The organism is Protofrankia symbiont of Coriaria ruscifolia, from assembly GCF_900634745.1.
GTDB lineage: Bacteria > Actinomycetota > Actinomycetes > Frankiales > Frankiaceae > Protofrankia > Protofrankia californiensis.
In genome coordinates this window covers 55506-72440 of sequence record NZ_CAAAFR010000183.1, presented here as the reverse complement: position 1 = coordinate 72440, position 16935 = coordinate 55506, and the positions used below count along the sequence as shown (strand labels likewise).

At 66.4% G+C, this 16935-nt stretch carries 18 protein-coding genes; 16 read left to right on the top strand and 2 right to left on the bottom strand.

The features are described from left to right. Window positions 1-235 precede the first annotated feature (235 nt). The 11 genes from secY (at window position 236) to truA (ending at window position 9163) form a co-directional block, all read left to right on the top strand. Window positions 236-1528, top strand: a complete 1293-nt coding sequence (gene secY / locus CV1CTNOD_RS20710) for a preprotein translocase subunit SecY (protein WP_131787647.1) — start codon at window positions 236-238, stop codon at window positions 1526-1528. Next, window positions 1528-2181, top strand: a complete 654-nt coding sequence (locus CV1CTNOD_RS20705; protein ID WP_131787646.1) for an adenylate kinase — start codon at window positions 1528-1530, stop codon at window positions 2179-2181. The genes secY and CV1CTNOD_RS20705 overlap by 1 nt, the downstream gene beginning before the upstream one ends. A gap of 325 nt (window positions 2182-2506) precedes the next feature. Beyond that, window positions 2507-3346 (top strand): type I methionyl aminopeptidase, encoded by an 840-nt coding sequence (map, locus tag CV1CTNOD_RS20700; protein ID WP_131787645.1) that lies wholly within the window; start codon window positions 2507-2509, stop codon window positions 3344-3346. A 247-nt stretch (window positions 3347-3593) separates the two neighbouring features. Further along, the gene (infA, locus tag CV1CTNOD_RS20695) at window positions 3594-3815 is read left to right on the top strand and encodes a translation initiation factor IF-1 (protein ID WP_006541558.1); all 222 of its coding nucleotides are present in this window, start codon (window positions 3594-3596) and stop codon (window positions 3813-3815) included. Window positions 3816-3930: 115 nt separating this feature from the next. Further along, on the top strand, window positions 3931-4044 hold the full coding sequence (rpmJ, locus tag CV1CTNOD_RS20690; RefSeq protein WP_003956441.1) for a 50S ribosomal protein L36: 114 nt from the start codon (window positions 3931-3933) through the stop codon (window positions 4042-4044). A 195-nt stretch (window positions 4045-4239) separates the two neighbouring features. Then, complete coding sequence (rpsM, locus tag CV1CTNOD_RS20685) at window positions 4240-4620, top strand: 30S ribosomal protein S13 (protein ID WP_131768515.1); 381 nt, start codon at window positions 4240-4242, stop codon at window positions 4618-4620. A gap of 93 nt (window positions 4621-4713) precedes the next feature. Continuing rightward, window positions 4714-5118: a 30S ribosomal protein S11 gene (gene rpsK / locus CV1CTNOD_RS20680; RefSeq protein WP_013875088.1), complete on the top strand. Its 405-nt coding sequence runs from the start codon at window positions 4714-4716 to the stop codon at window positions 5116-5118. A gap of 159 nt (window positions 5119-5277) precedes the next feature. Next, window positions 5278-5904, top strand: coding sequence for a 30S ribosomal protein S4 (gene rpsD / locus CV1CTNOD_RS20675; protein WP_131787644.1), 627 nt, complete (start codon window positions 5278-5280; stop codon window positions 5902-5904). A 147-nt stretch (window positions 5905-6051) separates the two neighbouring features. After that, window positions 6052-7101: a DNA-directed RNA polymerase subunit alpha gene (locus tag CV1CTNOD_RS20670; RefSeq protein ID WP_131787643.1), complete on the top strand. Its 1050-nt coding sequence runs from the start codon at window positions 6052-6054 to the stop codon at window positions 7099-7101. Between the two features lie 333 nt (window positions 7102-7434). Continuing rightward, a complete protein-coding gene (gene rplQ / locus CV1CTNOD_RS20665; protein WP_131787642.1) occupies window positions 7435-8091 on the top strand; it encodes a 50S ribosomal protein L17 in 657 nt (218 codons plus the stop codon). A 241-nt stretch (window positions 8092-8332) separates the two neighbouring features. Next, complete coding sequence (truA, locus tag CV1CTNOD_RS20660; RefSeq protein WP_131787641.1) at window positions 8333-9163, top strand: tRNA pseudouridine(38-40) synthase TruA; 831 nt, start codon at window positions 8333-8335, stop codon at window positions 9161-9163. Between the two features lie 112 nt (window positions 9164-9275). On the opposite strand, the gene CV1CTNOD_RS20655 is transcribed toward truA, so the two are convergent. Beyond that, a complete protein-coding gene (locus tag CV1CTNOD_RS20655; RefSeq protein WP_131787640.1) occupies window positions 9276-10676 on the bottom strand; it encodes a hypothetical protein in 1401 nt (466 codons plus the stop codon). Window positions 10677-10886: 210 nt separating this feature from the next. Here CV1CTNOD_RS20655 and rplM point away from each other — a divergent pair, with 210 nt between their 5' ends. The 5 genes from rplM (at window position 10887) to CV1CTNOD_RS27460 (ending at window position 16073) form a co-directional block, all read left to right on the top strand. After that, on the top strand, window positions 10887-11330 hold the full coding sequence (gene rplM / locus CV1CTNOD_RS20650; RefSeq protein ID WP_131787639.1) for a 50S ribosomal protein L13: 444 nt from the start codon (window positions 10887-10889) through the stop codon (window positions 11328-11330). A 34-nt stretch (window positions 11331-11364) separates the two neighbouring features. Continuing rightward, window positions 11365-11772 (top strand): 30S ribosomal protein S9, encoded by a 408-nt coding sequence (gene rpsI, locus CV1CTNOD_RS20645; protein WP_131787638.1) that lies wholly within the window; start codon window positions 11365-11367, stop codon window positions 11770-11772. A gap of 319 nt (window positions 11773-12091) precedes the next feature. Next, window positions 12092-13438 carry a phosphoglucosamine mutase gene (glmM, locus tag CV1CTNOD_RS20640; RefSeq protein WP_131787690.1) on the top strand — a complete coding sequence of 449 codons (1347 nt, stop codon included), beginning with the start codon at window positions 12092-12094 and terminating at the stop codon, window positions 13436-13438. Window positions 13439-13605: 167 nt separating this feature from the next. Further along, on the top strand, window positions 13606-15555 hold the full coding sequence (gene glmS, locus CV1CTNOD_RS20635; protein ID WP_131787637.1) for a glutamine--fructose-6-phosphate transaminase (isomerizing): 1950 nt from the start codon (window positions 13606-13608) through the stop codon (window positions 15553-15555). Window positions 15556-15947: 392 nt separating this feature from the next. Continuing rightward, window positions 15948-16073 carry a hypothetical protein gene (locus tag CV1CTNOD_RS27460; RefSeq protein WP_278043951.1) on the top strand — a complete coding sequence of 42 codons (126 nt, stop codon included), beginning with the start codon at window positions 15948-15950 and terminating at the stop codon, window positions 16071-16073. Between the two features lie 247 nt (window positions 16074-16320). Here CV1CTNOD_RS27460 and CV1CTNOD_RS20630 read toward each other — a convergent pair whose 3' ends face one another. Further along, window positions 16321-16860 (bottom strand): SWIM zinc finger family protein, encoded by a 540-nt coding sequence (locus CV1CTNOD_RS20630; RefSeq protein ID WP_131787636.1) that lies wholly within the window; start codon window positions 16858-16860, stop codon window positions 16321-16323. Window positions 16861-16935 lie beyond the last annotated feature (75 nt).

Genomic DNA, 16935 nt, shown 5'->3' with positions numbered 1-16935 from the left:
CCTCGAACGCCGAGGTTGATGCCCTGATGCCGCTGGTTGCCGGAGGTGGACGACAGCTCCGCACCCTTCCGAGTCCTGTGGTGACCAGGGAGGCTGGACCTGCCGCAGGCCCATGTCGGGACGAGTGGACCGTCTCTACTGTTACAGTCGGCACACCGCGCACTGCCGGTCCTAATCTTCGGTCGGGACAGTCGTCCACCGAGTGCGTTTGCCGTGACGATCAGCAGGAGGAGTCGTGCTCACCGCCTTCACACGGGCTTTCCGCACGCCTGACCTGCGCAAGAAGCTGCTCTTCACGTTCGGGATCGTCATTTTGTTCCGGATCGGCAGCGTGTTGCCTTCCCCCGGGGTGTCGACCAAAGCGATCAACGCCTGTCTGTCCTCGGCGAGTGCTGACAGCAGCAACGTCTATTCGCTGATCAACCTGTTCAGTGGCGGTGCGCTGCTACAGCTGTCCGTCTTCGCGCTCGGGATCATGCCGTACATCACGGCAAGCATCATCATCCAACTGTTGGTCGTGGTGATCCCCAGGCTTGAGCAGCTGAAGAAGGAAGGCAGCTCCGGTGAGCAGAAACTCACCCAATACACCCGTTATCTGACGATTGCGCTGGCCATCCTACAGGCCACGGGCATCGTCGCCCTCGCCCGCAGCGGCAACCTGTTCCCCGGCTGCGCCACGCCGATCATCCCGGACACCAGCCTGTTCCGGGTGGCGGTCATTGTGATCACCATGACCGCCGGCACCGCTGTCATCATGTGGCTGGGTGAGCTGATCACCGCTCGTGGCGTGGGTAACGGAATGTCCCTTCTGATCTTCACGTCGATCGCGGCGGCGTTGCCCTCCCAGGGGAGCCGGATCCTCCAGGTGGCTGGCGGGGTGGTCTTCACCCTCGTCTGTCTGCTCGGGCTCGCGATCGTCGTGTTCGTCGTGTTCGTCGAGCAGTCGCAGCGCCGCATCCCGGTGCAGTACGCCAAACGTCTCATCGGGCGCAGGATGTACGGCGGTACCTCGACCTATCTGCCCATCAAGGTCAACCAGGCGGGCATCATCCCTGTGATCTTCGCATCCGCGCTGCTACAGCTGCCGCAGCTGCTCGGGCAGGTATGGAGCAACACGACCTTCCAGGACTTCGAACAGCGCTATCTGGCTCGTGGCGACCATCCGTTGTACCTTGTCATCTACGCCGGATTGATCATTTTCTTCACTTACTTCTACGTGGCCATCACTTTCAACCCGACCGAGGTGGCGGACAACATGAAGAAGTACGGCGGTTTCATCCCCGGCATCCGGCCAGGACGCCCCACCGCGGAGTACCTCGACCGGGTGTTGTCCAGGATCACGCTGCCGGGTTCGCTCTTCCTGGGTGCCATCACCGTCCTCCCACTGGCCCTGCTGAACCTCACCAAACAGCAACCCTTCCCGTTCGCCGGGACTTCAGTACTGATCATTGTTGGGGTGGGGTTGGAGACGGTGAAACAGATCGAAAGCCAGCTTATGCTCCGCAATTACGAAGGTTTTCTGCGGTAGTGCGCCTCGTACTGGTCGGACCGCCGGGTGCCGGCAAGGGCACCCAGGCCGCGTTCATCGCCCAGGCGCGGTCAATTCCCAAGATTTCCACGGGAGACATCTTTCGGGCGAACGTCCGGGAGGGCACCGAGCTGGGGGTGCTCGCCAAGCAGTACATGGACGCCGGTGACCTTGTCCCCGACGAGGTCACCATCGGTATGGTCCGCAACAGGCTGGCCGAGGACGACGCGGCCAAGGGTTTCCTGCTCGACGGCTTCCCCCGCAACGTGCCCCAGGCTGAGGTGCTGGGTCAGCTGCTCGAGGAGATGGGGACACGCCTGGACGTCGTCCTGGAGCTCGTAGTCGATGACGACGAGGTGGTGCGGCGCCTGTCCGGGCGGCGGACGTGCCGTAACTGTGGTCACATCTGGCATATGGACTTCGATCCACCCGCGCTGGAAGGCATATGTGACCGCTGTAACGGCGAGCTGTTCCAGCGGGACGACGACCGTTCTGAGACGGTACGTCACCGTCTGGAGGTCTATGCCGAGCAGACCTCGCCGTTGGTTGCCTACTACGCGGCGAAGGGCCTGCTGATCGGCATCGACGCGACCGGCCCGGTGGACAACGTTACCGACCGCGCGCTCGACGCCCTGCGTCACTACGCGAGCTGACGTCCCTGACCATTGAGCCTGCCCCGCGGATGGCATGCCTCGCGGGATCGGGGCCGGTACCACCGGGCACCGTGCGACCGGCACCGTGCGGTTGGCATCATGTGCCCGGGGCATTGTGTGGCCGCTCTGATACGACCGGCAACGTGGCAGCGCGACAGGCACACTTGGGCGGGGCGGGGTACCGATGGCAAGCTCACGGGCACGGGACCAGCCGGCTCCGATAGCGTGATCTCCACTGTTCGCGCCACCGGAGGCGTATGGGACGACCGCCGTCACAGGCGTGCAGGACAAAGGGTTACTAGGGATACGGACCGGGGCGACGAGCGTGGCGCGACGAGAGCATGTCCAGATCAAGACCGACAGTGAGATCGCGAAGATGCGCGTGGCGGGACTTGTTGTCGCGCGTGCCCTGGAAAAGCTGCGTGCAGCGGTCGAACCGGGGATCACCACCGAGGAGCTCGACGCGATCGCGGAGAAGTCGATTCGCGACGACGGTGCGATCCCCTCCTTCAAGGGCTACGGTCAGCCCCCCTTTCCCGCGTCGATCTGTGCGTCGGTGAACGACGAGGTCGTCCACGGGATACCGCACCGCAAGCGGGTACTGCGCGAAGGAGACATCATCTCCGTCGACTGCGGCGCGATCGCGGATGGCTGGCACGGCGACTCCGCGATCACTGTCCCGGTCGGGACGGTGCCCCAGCCTTTTCTCGATCTGATCGAGGCGTGCGAACAGGCGCTGTGGCAGGGTCTGGCAACCGCGCAGCTGGGTGGCAAACTGACCGACATCTCCGCGGCGGTCGAACGTTCTGTCAGCCCTCGGGGGTACGGCATAGTGGATCACTACGGCGGTCACGGTATCGGGACCGAGATGCACCAGCCACCACATGTTCTCAACCACGGGCGGCCGGGCCGGGGGATCCGCCTGGTCGAGGGGATCGCGCTGGCGATCGAGCCGATGATCACGATGGGTCGGCCGGACACCCGGGTTCTCGACGACGAGTGGACCGTGGCCACCACGGACGGCTCCTGGGCGGCGCACACCGAGCACACGGTCGCGGTGACCTCACGCGGGCCCTGGGTGTTGACGGCCCTGGACGGTGGTACGGCGCAGTTCGCCGAGCTGGGAGTGACCTGCGGCCAGCCGGCCGAGACCCCCGCGTCCTGACGTCATCCCGTCGCCGCGGTCGCCCCCGCCGCACCTCCGTCCGCTCCCGACACCCGACGTCGACGGCGGGGCCGCGTGGGCAGGCCCCGCCTTGCGCGGCCCGGGAACCTGGGCCTCCGACAGCAGTGACGGAGCCGGGTTGGCCCTTGACGGGTGGGCCACGTACACTTAAAAGCCGACGGTTAGCGGGGCATTGATGTTCGTCTGTGTCCACCGTCGGACACCCGAGGGTAGGACAGCGGAGGACATGCCGAAGAAAGACGGGGCTATCGAGATCGAAGGCCGAGTTGTGGAGCCACTCCCGAACGCGATGTTCCGGGTCGAGCTCCAGAACGGTCATCGAGTGCTCGCCCACATCAGTGGCAAGATGCGTCAGCACTACATCCGAATCCTTCCGGAGGACCGGGTGGTGGTCGAGCTGTCGCCCTACGACCTGTCCCGTGGTCGGATCGTCTACCGCTACAAGTAAGCTACCTGGCTACCGACAGCGTGATCCTGCTTCCCGCTGTCGTCGGCAGTCTGGTGACAACCCCAGCCATTCGCACGCGCGCCCCAGCGGCTGCGCAAGGGAGGTTCGTGCAGCCGTGAAGGTCAAGCCGAGCGTCAAGAAGATATGCGACAAGTGCAAAGTGATCCGTCGCCATGGTCGTGTGATGGTCATCTGTGACAACCTGCGCCACAAGCAGCGTCAGGGCTGACCGCTCCGCCGGGTAGCCCCAGGCCCAGGCTGGTGCCTGTGGTTGCCGAGGTGGCGCAACGCCCGTCCAAGCGTCACCAGGCCGCGTCACGCGGTACTCACCCCCGGTCGGAGGCCGGGGCCCGGGCCGGCGAACAGCTCGTCGGTACGGGACGGGGACGCTCAAGACCTCCGGTACAGGAAGGAAACACCTGGCATGGCACGCCTGTCCGGCGTAGATCTCCCGCGTGAGAAGCGGGTGGAGATTGCTCTCACCTACATATTCGGGATCGGCCGTAGCCGCTCCCTGGAGACTCTTGCCGCAACCGGAGTCAACCCCGACACGCGCGTTCGGGACCTGACCGACGAGGAGATCGTCCGGCTCAGGGAGTGGATCGACGCGAACTACCGGGTTGAGGGTGACCTGCACCGGGAGGTGCGTCAGGACATCCGCCGGAAGATGGAGATCGGTTGCTACCAGGGGCTGCGGCATCGGCGCAATCTTCCCGTCCACGGTCAGCGAACCCACACCAACGCGCGTACCCGCAAGGGCCCGCGCCGTGCCATCGCCGGTAAGAAGAAGGCCGGTAAGAAGTAGTAAGTAGTCAGCGGCCCCGGCCGACGTGGCCACCGATGGCAGCCATGACCGGGCTCTGACCGACGACCTCGCAAACGGAGATCACGAACGCATATGCCGCCAAAGACGCGTGCCGCCGGCATCAAGAAGGTCCGGCGCAAGGAAAAGAAGAACGTCGCGCACGGCCACGCCCACATCAAGAGCACCTTCAACAACACGATCGTTTCGATCACCGATCCCAGCGGGAACGTGATCTCTTGGGCGAGCGCTGGCCATGTCGGATTCAAGGGATCACGGAAGTCGACTCCCTTCGCCGCGCAGATGGCAGCGGAGAACGCCGCCCGTAAGGCGCAGGAACACGGGATGCGCAAGGTGGACGTCTTCGTCAAGGGTCCCGGTTCGGGGCGGGAGACCGCGATCCGCTCCCTGCAGGCAGCTGGCCTTGAGGTCGGCGCCATCCAGGACGTGACCCCGACTCCTCACAACGGCTGCCGGCCGCCCAAGCGACGCAGGGTCTGACCAACAGCAGTATCACGGCTTCCGGTGGCGCGGGGCAGGACATGATCGTGTCACCTCCGGTCGGGTTCGCGCCAGCAACACCAGGGCTTAAGGCCTCCGATGGCGCGAAGAAGCACATCGTCGCGCCATCTCTGGCCGAAAAAGGAGAGAAGGACAAGCATGGCCCGCTACACCGGCGCGGACTGCAAGCGCTGCCGCCGTGAGAAGACGAAGTTGTTCCTCAAGGGCAGCAAGTGCGAGTCGCCCAAGTGCCCGATCGAGATCCGGCCCTATCCTCCGGGCGAGCACGGCCGGGGCCGCACCAAGGAATCCGAGTACCTGCTGCAGAAGCGTGAGAAGCAGAAGTGCGCGCGTATCTACGGCGTTCTGGAGAAGCAGTTCCGCGGCTACTACGACGAGGCCAACCGGCGTACCGGCAAGACCGGTGACGAGCTGCTGAAGATCCTTGAATCGCGGCTCGACAACGTTGTGTACCGCGCCGGCTTCGCTCCTTCCCGGGACGCCGCGCGTCAGGCCGTCCGCCACGGCCACGTCGTGGTCAACGGCGGCAAGGTCGACATCCCCAGCTACCGGGTCAGCGAGAACGACATCATCGAGATCGCGCCCAAGGCACGTGAGCTGACCCCGTTCATCATCGCTCGTGAGACTGCCGGTCAGCGCACCGTCCCGGCCTGGCTGGAGGTCATTCCCAGCCAGTTGCGGGTGCTGGTGCACTCACTGCCGGCTCGCCAGGTGATCGATACCCAGGTTCAGGAGCAGCTCATCGTCGAGCTCTACTCCAAGTAGTCTTGTTCCAGGTGGGTCCGTTCCAGGTAGTCCAGACTGGAACAGGCACGACGTGGGCGGGGTGGACAGAGGCCTCGTCCACGGGCTCCGGCCGGAGCCGTAGTCACGGCGTCATATAGCGGTCGCCGTGTCCGGAAGGATGTAACCATGCTTATTGCCCAGCGCCCGACGTTGATCGAGGAGCCGATCTCGGAGTTCCGCTCGCGGTTCGTCATCGAGCCGCTTGAGCCGGGTTTCGGCTACACCCTCGGCAACTCGTTTCGAAGGACCCTGCTGTCGTCCATCCCCGGTGCGGCGGTGACCAGCATCCGCATCGACGGGGTGCTGCACGAGTTCTCCACCGTCCCCGGTGTGAAGGAGGACGTCACCGACCTGATCCTGAACCTGAAGGAACTGGTCGTCAGCTCGGAGAACGACGATCCGACCGTGATGTACCTGCGCAAGCAGGGCCCGGGAGTGGTGACCGCGGCGGACATCGCTCCGCCGGCTGGCGTCGAGGTCCACAGCCTCGACCTGGTGCTGGCAACCCTGAACGACAAGGGCAAGCTCGAGATCGAACTGACCGTCGAGCGAGGTCGTGGCTACGTCAGTGCCACCCAGAACAAGCAGCCGGGGCAGGAGATCGGCCGGATCCCGGTGGACTCCATCTACTCCCCGGTACTCAAGGTCACCTACAAGGTCGAGGCAACCCGCGTCGAGCAGCGTACCGACTTCGACCGGCTCATCGTGGACGTCGAGACGAAGCAGTCGATCTCGCCGCGGGACGCGATGGCCAGTGCCGGAAAGACACTCGTCGGCCTCTTCGGCCTTGCGCAGGAACTGAACGCCGAGGCAGAGGGCGTCGACATCGGCCCGTCCGCCGCGGACGCCGCGCTTGCCGCGGATCTGGCACTGCCGATCGAGGAGATGGACCTCACCGTCCGTTCCTACAACTGTCTCAAGCGTGAGGGTATTCACACCATCGGTGAGCTGGTGTCCCGCAGCGAGGCGGACCTGCTCGACATCCGCAACTTCGGGCAGAAGTCGATCGACGAGGTCAAGACGAAGCTTGCCGCGATGGGTCTGCAGCTCAAGGACTCCCCGCCCGGATTCGACCCGCGGCAGGCAGTGGACACCTACGGCACCGACACGTACTCGGCCCCGTTCAGCGACCCGGCCGATGACAGCTCGGAGTTCGTCGAAACCGAACAGTACTGACGAAATAGTACTGAGGAGCACCACAAACCCAGGCCGAAGGCGGCGCGGTATCATTTTTTGCGCCGCCCGGCAGCCTGCATATATTGATCTTTCCCTCGCCCGGTCGTCGAAGGCGACCGGGCGGCTCTTGGACGGTGGCCTTCCCATGAGCTCGGGTCTCCGGATCGCGGCGGAGTCGCTCGGTAGGGTAGTTAGGTTGTGATGGAGCGTGATCGCCGAAGGTGATTACGCCGCCCTGGGTAGTGGTCAGTCCACGAGCTAGGGGGTCCCCGGATAGCGGCGGAGCTGCTATCCGGGGGAAGCGGACAGCGAAAGGATCGAGGAGCACCTGTTATGCCCACGCCTACCAAGGGCCCCCGGCTCGGTGGCAGTCCCGCGCATGAGCGGCTGTTGCTGGCCAACCTCGCCACCGCGCTGTTCGAGCACGGCGGCATCACCACGACCGAGGCCAAGGCGAAGCGGCTTCGCCCATATGCCGAGAGACTGGTCACCTTCGCCAAGCGCGGCGACCTGGACGCCCGTCGACGTGTGCTCAGGGTCGTTCGGGACAAGTCCGTGGTACACGTCCTGTTCACCGAAATCGGACCGCGCTACGCGGATCGCAACGGCGGCTATACCCGCATCGTCAAGCTCGGGCCACGCAAGGGGGACAACGCCCCGTTGGCCCGTATCGAACTGGTCGAGGCCCTGACAGTTGCCCAGGAGGCGGTGCGGGAGGCCGAGCGGGCTCGCGGCAGCCGCTTCGCGTCCCGTCGCAGTCCCACTGGGGCGACGGCCGAGGCCGCGGCCGACCTGGCGAAGGAATCGCCCACTGCGGCAGCGGTTGCCGCTGAGGTCGAGTCCGACGCCGCCGAACCCGACGTCACCGAGGTTGACGTCATCGAGGCCGGGGCTGGTGCCGCGCAGGCCGACGTCCGCGCTGAGCAGGCACAGGCGCTGTCGGCGGAGGAGACCACCGGCGATGACACAGACACCCCCAAGGCCGGCTGAGCAGCCGACTCAAGCCGACCGGACAAGAGCCACACCTTGGCTCAGGTCCTGCAAGTCCTGACTGAGCAGGAGCCGCATCGCACAGGCCCACCATCCGATGGAGGATGGTGGGCCTCGTGTTTCGTTCACCACGGTGATCCCGGTGATTCCCGATGTGCTTACATCATTATCTTTGTATCCTGCGGGACGATGTGATCCGAAGTATGATCCAGGATCGTGTAACCCGAATCGCCAGGAAGCGGTGAGCACTCTCGACGGGCTGGTCCGGCTACGCCTCGATCTTGCCTATGACGGCACTCCGTTCGCGGGATGGGCGCGTCAGCCTGGGCAGCGCACTGTTCAGGGAGACGTCGAGGACGCGCTGATGCGGGTGGCGCGGTTGCCGGCGGTCCGGCTCACGGTCGCAGGGCGTACCGATGCCGGCGTCCATGCCCGTGGTCAGGTGGCCCACGTGGATATCCCTGACGACGTGCCGCTCGGTGGGCTTGCGCGCAGGCTCAACGGTGTGCTGGACCGCGCGGTGCGGATCACGGCCCTGGCGCCGGCCTCACCGGGTTTCGACGCCCGCTTCTCCGCGTTGTCCCGCCGCTATGTCTATCGGATCGGTGACGCGTCGTATGGGGTTGACCCGCTGCGCCGGCACGACACGCTGGCGTGGCCGCGCCCGCTGGACGCCGAGCGGATGGGGGACGCTGCCCTTGCCCTGGTGGGGGAGCGCGACTTCGGCGCCTTCTGCCGGCGCAGGGAAGGCGCGACCACGGTACGCACGTTGCTGCGCCTGGACGTGGCCCGTGTACACGACGGTGTGGTTGTCGCGGACGTGGAGGCGGACGCCTTCTGCCATTCCATGGTGAGGGCTCTGGTCGGGGCGCTGCTGGCGGTGGGGGAGGGCCGGCGACCGCGCCAGTGGCCGGCGGGCGTCCTTGCGCGCGGTGTTCGCGACTCGGCGGTGACGGTGGCTCCGCCGCATGGGCTCACTCTCGTCGAGGTCCGTTACCCGCCCGACGCTGATCTGGCTGCCCGGGCAGCGGTGACCCGGGCGGTCCGGGTACCCACGAGTCCGTCCGGATAGTCCGTCCGGACAGTTCGTCCAGGTACCTACGAGTCCGTCCGGACAGTTCGTCCGGACGGCTGGGCCTCCGGTCGTGTTCGTCCTGCTCCGCTGCCTGCGCTGCCGATCGGGATCAGCGTGGCCCGTGGCCGGTGAGGACCCGCTGCGAGATCGGCTGGCTGGCCAGCAGCGGAAGGTCACGACGTGCCGTGGTCAGTGCCGGGTCGGTGGCGGCCCCCTGGGTCCCGTCCGTGTAGGCCAGTTGTATCACGATCAGGTAGCGCCCGGTTACGGGCGCGGCCCGCCAGGAGTTGTCACGGGTCGGGTCCGTCACCGTCGCACCGGGAAGCGATTCGGCCGGCACCGGCAGGGGTGATATGCCTCCCCTGCCCGCGGTAACCGACTTCGCCGCGTTCTGGGCGGTGCTCACGTCGTCCAGAACGAGCACCGAGGCCGCCGCGAGAACCCGATGTCCGGAGGCGTCCGGTTCGGTCAGGTACACCGCGCGAACGAGCTGCCGGCACCGGTCACCCGACAGCGCGGAAGCGAGTTCACCGGTCAGACCCGGGCACCCGGAATCCAGCTTGTACGCGAGTCGCGTGTAGGAGTGCAGATCGAGGGTGACCCGGGGGGAGTTGAAGAACTCGGTGGGCGTGACCGGGTCGGAGTCCGTCCGGGCACTGTTGATGAAGTTGGGGTTGGTGCCCGGTGCGGTGGTGGCCGCCACGGCCGACCGCCTCTTACCGTTGTGGCGGTCACGACTTGCCAGGACTGCGACGGAGGCGATGACTATGATCGCGACGACACCCGTGATCGCTATCAGCCTGGCGACGTAGCCTGCGGGCACGCGCTGTCCGCCGCGGGCAGTAGCAGCGCGGCGATGACTGCCTGTCGCATCACCGAATGTCCTGGTAGAGGTGCCGCTGGTGGCCTTGGGGCCGGCACTGCCGGAGGCGTCGAGGCCGGCGTCGTCGGCACCGGGTGCACCTGCTTGCGTGACGAGCGGGACCGTCTGGTTGCGCTGGTTTCGTACGTTCCCTATGACGGGGGCTGAGGTTGTGGACGGCACCGGGGTTTCGGGCAACACCGGGGTTTCCAGCGGCGCTGAGATTTCCAGTGGCACCGGGGTTGCGGACGGCACCGGGGTCTTGGGTGTCGCGGAGTCCGGTGCCGGGTTGCTGCCGGTGTCATTCTCCCTGCTCGGTGACACCGCATCATCGATTGGAACCTTCAGCGAACTGTCGGTGACGGCTTCTGGTGGATCGTCTGCTGCTGGATCGTCCTGTGGCGAGGAGCCGGTCTCATCGGGCGCGGGCGAGGCGGCAGTCGGCCTGAGCGCGGTGTCCAGTGGCTGGACCGGGGCCGCCGCCGTGTCGAAAACCCCGACGTCGGACGTCCACACAGGTCTGCGGATGGAGGACGGCAACGTGCTGAGTGGGCCGAACAGCGGGTCGTCCGCCGGTGGGACCCACAGATCCACATCCTCGACGGCGTCCCCCGAGACGCCTGGTGACTGCTCTGGCTTCTCGTCCATCCCCCGTAGACTACGGTGCCCGGCAGAATCTTCGCAGGGCCGAATGATCATTTCGTGGGGGTCGGCGGCCGGTTGCGCCGACCGCCTGGTAACCTCAAGGACTGCCGCTCATGACAGGTTGCGAGACCTACGCGGCCGGCAGCTCTTGAGCCACTCATCTGAGCGACTCGAAGGCACAACACGCATCCGCTGACAAGAAAAGGCAGACCTGTGCGCACGTACCAGCCCAAGCCCACAGACGTCCAGCAGGCTTGGCACGTCATCGATGCCACGGACGTGGTGCTCGGCAGGCTGGCCAGCCAGGCCGCCCAACTGCTGCGTGGCAAGCACAAGCCGACATTCGCCCCACACATCGACACCGGCGACTTCGTCATCATTGTGAACGCCGGCAAGGTGGCCCTCAGTGGCAACAAGCGGGAGCAGGCGAAATACCATCGCCACTCCGGCTACCCGGGCGGTCTGCGCAGCGTCTCCTATGGATCGCTGCTCGACACCCGGCCGCAGCTCATCGTCGAGAAGGCCGTCAAGGGCATGTTGCCGAAGAGCAAGCTGGGCCGGGCGCAGGCCACCAAGCTGAAGGTTTACGCCGGGCCGACGCATCCCCACCAGGCCCAGCAGCCTCAGCCGTTCGAAATCATCCAGGTCGCGCAGTAAGCCGCGGACCATCTGACCAGGAAGGACAGGCGACGTGGCTGTCGTGACCGACGCCCAGGGCAATCCCCGCGCCACCGGCCGGCGTAAGGAGGCTGTTGTCCGAGTACGCCTTCTGCCGGGTAGCGGCAAGTGGACTTTGAACGGACGCTCCCTGGAGGAATACTTCCCCAACAAGGTGCACCAGCAGCTGGTCAACGAGCCGCTCAAGGCGCTGGACCGGGCCGAGTCCTATGACGTGGTGGCACGGCTGCATGGTGGCGGAGTCTCCGGCCAGGCCGGTGCGCTTCGCCTCGCGCTCGCCCGGGCTCTGATCACCGTCGAGGAGGAATCCCGGCCGGTGCTGAAGAAGGCCGGCTTCCTGACGCGGGACGCCCGGGTCAAGGAGCGGAAGAAGTACGGCCTGAAGAAGGCTCGGAAGGCGCCCCAGTACAGCAAGCGCTGACTTTCCGGGATCGCCCCTCTCTCCGTCCTGTTTGTGTGGAACACCGTTCGTGCGCTCGCGGGCCGCGCGGCGTCCGCCAGGCCGGAGAGCGCGCCGTTATGCTTCTTCTCGCGCGCTCGGAGGCTCCAGGACATCCGCTAAGCTGAAGAGCACGTATTGTGCTTCTCTTCGCACGCTCGGAGGCTCCAAGGCTTCGGTGGTCCGAAGAGCGTACGACCATGGTTCTTTTCGTGCGCTCGGAGGTCCCGGGGAACCTGGGCGGGGCTGCGGTCCGCGGGTGGCGTCCGACACGGGATGGACTGACGGCGGTGACCACATGGTGGTGAGGCTTTTCGGTACCGATGGCGTTCGCGGGGTTGCCAACGCCGATCTGACGGCCGAACTGGCGCTGGGGTTGTCGGCGGCGGCCGTGGCGGTGCTCACTGAGCACCGTTCTCCCGGCTCCGGGCGTCCGGCCGTGGTAGTCGGGCGCGACACCCGTCCGTCCGGGGAGTTCCTGGAGGCGGCGGTTGTCGCCGGACTGGCGTCGGCCGGTGCGGACGTCCTGCGCATAGGCGTGGTCCCCACTCCCGCGGTGGCGCATGCGGTCATCGGCTCGGGGGCGGATCTCGGTGTGATGCTCTCAGCAAGCCACAACCCCATGCCTGACAACGGCATCAAGCTGTTTGCCGCGGGCGGGCAAAAGCTGCCGGACGAGATCGAGGACGAGATCGCCGAACGTCTCGCCCTGCCGGTGTCGGACCGTCCCACCGGTGCGGCGATCGGCCGGGTTCGTGACGATCAGACCCTTGTCCAGCGGTATGCGGACTTCCTGCTGACAGCTGTTCCCGCTCCGCTGACCAGCCTTCGGGTCGTGGTCGACTGCGCGCAGGGAGCCGCGTGCACATTGGCACCACGCGTGCTGCGGGCTGCCGGGGCCGACGTGATCGCCCTGCACGCGGACGGGGACGGCGTCCGGATCAACGACGGTTGTGGTGCCACGCACCTGGAGGTTTTGCAGGCGGCCGTGCTGGAACACGGTGCTGACGCCGGTATCGCGCACGACGGCGACGCCGACCGTTGCATGGCAGTGGACGCCAACGGAGAGATCGTCGACGGCGATCAGATCCTCGCCCTGTCCGCTCTGGGGTTGCGGGAGCACGGCGAGCTCACCGACGACACGGTCGTGGTGACGGTGATGTCGAACCTGGGCTTTCACCACGCGATGCGTGACGCCGGGATCAACGTGGTCGCGACCCCGGTCGGCGACCGCTATGTGCTGGAGGCCATGCGCGAGCGCGGGCTGTCCCTGGGGGGAGAACAGAGCGGGCACGTCGTCTTCCTCCGCCATGCGACGACCGGGGACGGGCTGCTGACCGCTTTGCAGGTGCTCGGCCGCATGGCCGAGACGCAGCGTCCACTCGCGGAGCTTGCCAAGGTCATGACGAAGCTGCCGCAGGTGCTCGTCAACGTCAGGGGCGTGGACCGGTCGAAGGTGCCCACGTCACCGGAGCTCGTCGCCGCGGTCGCCGCGGCCGAGGCCGAGCTCGGGGACGATGGTCGGGTCCTGCTGCGTCCGTCCGGAACGGAGCCGCTGGTCCGGGTCATGGTGGAGGCGCCTACCGGTGAGCAGGCCAAGGCGGTCGCCACCCGCCTGGCCGCGGTTGTCCGCAGTGCCCTGGGCTGATGCCGGCTGAGCGCCTGGCGTGTGTCTGCGGCGCCTGCGTGTGCCCGCTGAGCCCACGCGGATCGCGGCAGACCCGCATCCGAAGCGCTATTACCACCAGCGAAAACAAAGGTGCGTAATGAGTCCTGCCCGGTTGGCCCGGGCCGCTGGTTGCGTACGCTGACCGCATGTGTGGGATCATCGGGTACATCGGGGGACAGCCCGCGCTCGAGGTGGCTCTGGCCGGGCTTCGCCGGTTGGAATATCGGGGCTACGACTCGGCGGGCATAGCCGTTGTCGTCGACGGCGGGCTGCGTACCTTGCGCAGGGCGGGCAAACTGGCCAATCTGGAAAAGGCGCTGGCCGAATCAGGGACCGGCCTGGAGGGCCAAAGGCAGAACGATCATGGTTTTTCCGCGCTGCCGGAGGCCTGGATTTCCGGGTCGTTGTCGGGAACCGCTGGTATCGGCCATACCCGCTGGGCGACGCACGGCGGGCCGACGGATGCCAACGCACATCCGCACACCGACTGCACCGGCGCCATCGCGGTGATCCACAATGGGATCATCGAGAACTTCGCGAGCCTGCGGGCCGGACTTGAGCGCGGCGGGCACGAGCTGGCCAGCGAGACCGACACCGAGGTCGTCGCGCACCTGCTGGAGGACGAGCTCGCCGCGGTGACCGGTCCGGGCGAGCCCTCAGCGGCCGGGGCGAGCCTGCTGACCGAGGCCTTCCGCAGGGTGTGCCGCCGCCTTGAGGGCGCTTTCACGCTGGTCGTGGTGCACCGGGACCATCCTGACGTGGTGGTCGGAGCACGGCGCAACAGCCCGCTCGTGGTCGGTATCGGTACGGACGAAACCTTCCTGGCCAGTGACGTCGCGGCCTTCATCGCGCACACCCGTAGCGCCGTGGAGATCGGACAGGACCAGATCGTCGAAGCCCGCCGCGATGGTGTGACCATCACCGACTTCGCCGGCAATCCGGTGGCGGGCCGTCCGTACCACGTCGACTGGGACGCGAGCGCCGCGGAGAAGGGCGGTCACCCCTACTTCATGCTCAAGGAGATCAGCGAGCAGCCGACTGCCCTTGCCGACACCCTGCGCGGACGCCTGTCCAACGACGCCGAAATCGTCCTCGACGAGGAACGCCTGTCCGTCCAGGACTTCCGTGACGTCGACAAGGTCTTCATCGTCGCCTGTGGTACGGCCTACCACGCCGGACTGATCGCCAAATATGCCATCGAGCACTGGACGCGGTTGCCCTGCGAGGTGGAAATGGCCTCGGAATTCCGTTACCGCGACCCGGTTCTGGACCGTTCCACGCTCGTCATCGCCATCAGCCAGAGCGGTGAGACGCTGGACACCCTGATGGCGGTCAAGCACGCGCGGGAGCAGAAGGCCCGGGTCCTCGCGATCTGCAACACGAACGGGTCGACGATTCCGCGGGAGTCCGACGCTGTCCTGTACACCCGCTGCGGTCCCGAGGTCGGGGTGGCCTCGACGAAGACCTTCCTCGGCCAGGTGGCTGCCTGCCTGCTGGTCGGGCTGTACCTGGCGCAGGTGCGAGGGGTGCTCTACGGCGACGAGGTCGCCCGGTACGTCGAGAAGCTGCAGACCATGCCGGCCCTGGTGCGGGAGACCCTGGCCACGATCGAACCGATGAGGGCACTCGCCCGGACTCTCGTCGACGCCAAGGCCGTGCTTTTCCTCGGCCGTCACGTCGGTTACCCGGTCGCTCTGGAAGGCGCTCTCAAGCTCAAGGAGCTCGCCTACATGCATGCCGAGGGCTTCCCCGCCGGAGAGCTGAAGCACGGCCCGATCGCGCTCGTCGAGGCGGGTCTGCCGGTCGTCGTTGTGGTGCCGTCTCCGCGGGGGCGCTCGCACCTGCACAGCAAGATTGTTTCCAATATCCAGGAGGTCCGGGCCCGTGGTGCCCGGACGATCGTCATCGCCGAGGAGGGCGACACCGTTGTGGAGCCCTACGCCGAGCATCTGATCCGGGTGCCGGCGACGCCGACCTTGTTCGCCCCGTTGGTGACGACGTTGCCGTTGCAGGTCTTTGCCTGCGAGTTGGCTCTTGCCCGTGGCCTCGACGTCGATCAGCCGCGAAACCTCGCCAAGTCCGTCACCGTCGAGTAGCTCTTTCCACTCCCGCGTCGGCGGGGTCTTCTCCCGTATCGATCGGGTCTTCTCCCGTGTCGGAGCGGTGGCAGGCCGGACTCGGGTTTATCTCCGCGCGCCGAAGTGGGGTTCATCCAGGTGGCGAACGGTGTATCTCCACCGAGAGCAGTGCGACAAGTTGTCGAATATTTGATTTTTCAGAGCGAAATCGGTGACAATTTCCGTCTGTGAGTGTTGTTGTGTTGACCTGGATCAACGTCGGCTACGAAACTTTCTCCAGGCTCACGGACGGACTGGCCGGCTCCCCGGGCACGAGGAGCGCAGTCCCGGGCCGTAAGGGGAACAGAACCGATGCGCCGGCTCCTGTGAGCGACCCGGGGACTTGGGTCTCCCGGCGGCGCGAGAAAAACATGATCGTGCTGTCTTTGGCCCCGCTGGTCGTGGCCTGCCGCGGGCATCTCGCCCACGGCAGGCCACGGGCCGCTGCCGCCGTCCGTACCGCAGGCGTGTCTGCGGGTGGGCTGGCCAGCCGATGATCGTCGAGATCGTGCGGCTGGATCGTCCGACCGCTCGCTCACGCCTCACCCTGGCGGTCTAGGTCCCGCATCCGATGGGACCGTTGACCATTGCCGCGGGCGCCGTGACCCCGCGTCCGCGGCGACAGGTTGTCGCAGGCCGCAATAGGCTTTCGGAGAGAAATACCCCTGATCAGGAGAAATGCCTCTGTCCAGGGGAAACGCCCGGTCTGTGGTCAGCAGGCTCGGGCCTGCTCAGGGCTCGGGCTCATCCGATCGGATGCGGACGCCGCCAGCGTGCCGCGGCCTCGCGCAGATCCATGGCCAGGACATCGTTGACGGCGGCGAGGTCGACCACCAGATCAACCAGCGCCGGCCCGTCCAGGCTCTCGAGGAAGTCACGCAGGTCGATGGGTTGGCCGTCGGCGTCGTAGAAGCCGTCATCAGTGTGGTCGAAGTCGTCGCTGTCCTCGCTCGGATCGATGGCACCCGTGGCTACCAGAGCCAGCGCGACAGCGTGTGCACAGAACTGTTCGACGGCGCCGGTCGGACAGGTACAGGTCGACCCCGGCGTCCCGTCGATCACTGACAGTTGGGTGTGGGTGAGCTGGTCGCCGTCCACGGTGCCGGACGCGCTGCTCGGCCGGATCCGTAGGTCGCCGACCCGTCCCTGCAATGCGAGGGCGACACCGCGGGTGAACTCGCCCAGACCCGCGAGGCGCGCGCACTCGTCCTCGTCGAAGACAGCATGCAACGGTGTGATGGCGATGTCGTCATGTCCGTTTGGCCCCGACTGGTTGACGATCATCGGGTAATTCTACGAGACATGCTGTCCGCGGGCGCGGGGCCCTGACAGTCGGCCGCAGCTCACGGTCGTGACTCA

Excerpts from the sequence above, each read along its gene's own strand:
- CV1CTNOD_RS20630 (WP_131787636.1), bottom strand. The coding sequence starts at position 16,860 with ATGATCGTCAACCAGTCGGGGCCAAACGGACATGACGACATCGCCATC.
- infA (WP_006541558.1), top strand. The coding sequence starts at position 3,594 with ATGCCGAAGAAAGACGGGGCTATCGAGATCGAAGGCCGAGTTGTGGAG.
- CV1CTNOD_RS27460 (WP_278043951.1), top strand. The coding sequence starts at position 15,948 with ATGATCGTGCTGTCTTTGGCCCCGCTGGTCGTGGCCTGCCGCGGGCAT.
- rpsK (WP_013875088.1), top strand. The coding sequence starts at position 4,714 with ATGCCGCCAAAGACGCGTGCCGCCGGCATCAAGAAGGTCCGGCGCAAG.
- rpsD (WP_131787644.1), top strand. The coding sequence starts at position 5,278 with ATGGCCCGCTACACCGGCGCGGACTGCAAGCGCTGCCGCCGTGAGAAG.
- CV1CTNOD_RS20655 (WP_131787640.1), bottom strand. The coding sequence starts at position 10,676 with ATGGACGAGAAGCCAGAGCAGTCACCAGGCGTCTCGGGGGACGCCGTC.
- glmS (WP_131787637.1), top strand. The coding sequence starts at position 13,606 with ATGTGTGGGATCATCGGGTACATCGGGGGACAGCCCGCGCTCGAGGTG.
- rplQ (WP_131787642.1), top strand. The coding sequence starts at position 7,435 with ATGCCCACGCCTACCAAGGGCCCCCGGCTCGGTGGCAGTCCCGCGCAT.
- rpsM (WP_131768515.1), top strand. The coding sequence starts at position 4,240 with ATGGCACGCCTGTCCGGCGTAGATCTCCCGCGTGAGAAGCGGGTGGAG.
- CV1CTNOD_RS20670 (WP_131787643.1), top strand. The coding sequence starts at position 6,052 with ATGCTTATTGCCCAGCGCCCGACGTTGATCGAGGAGCCGATCTCGGAG.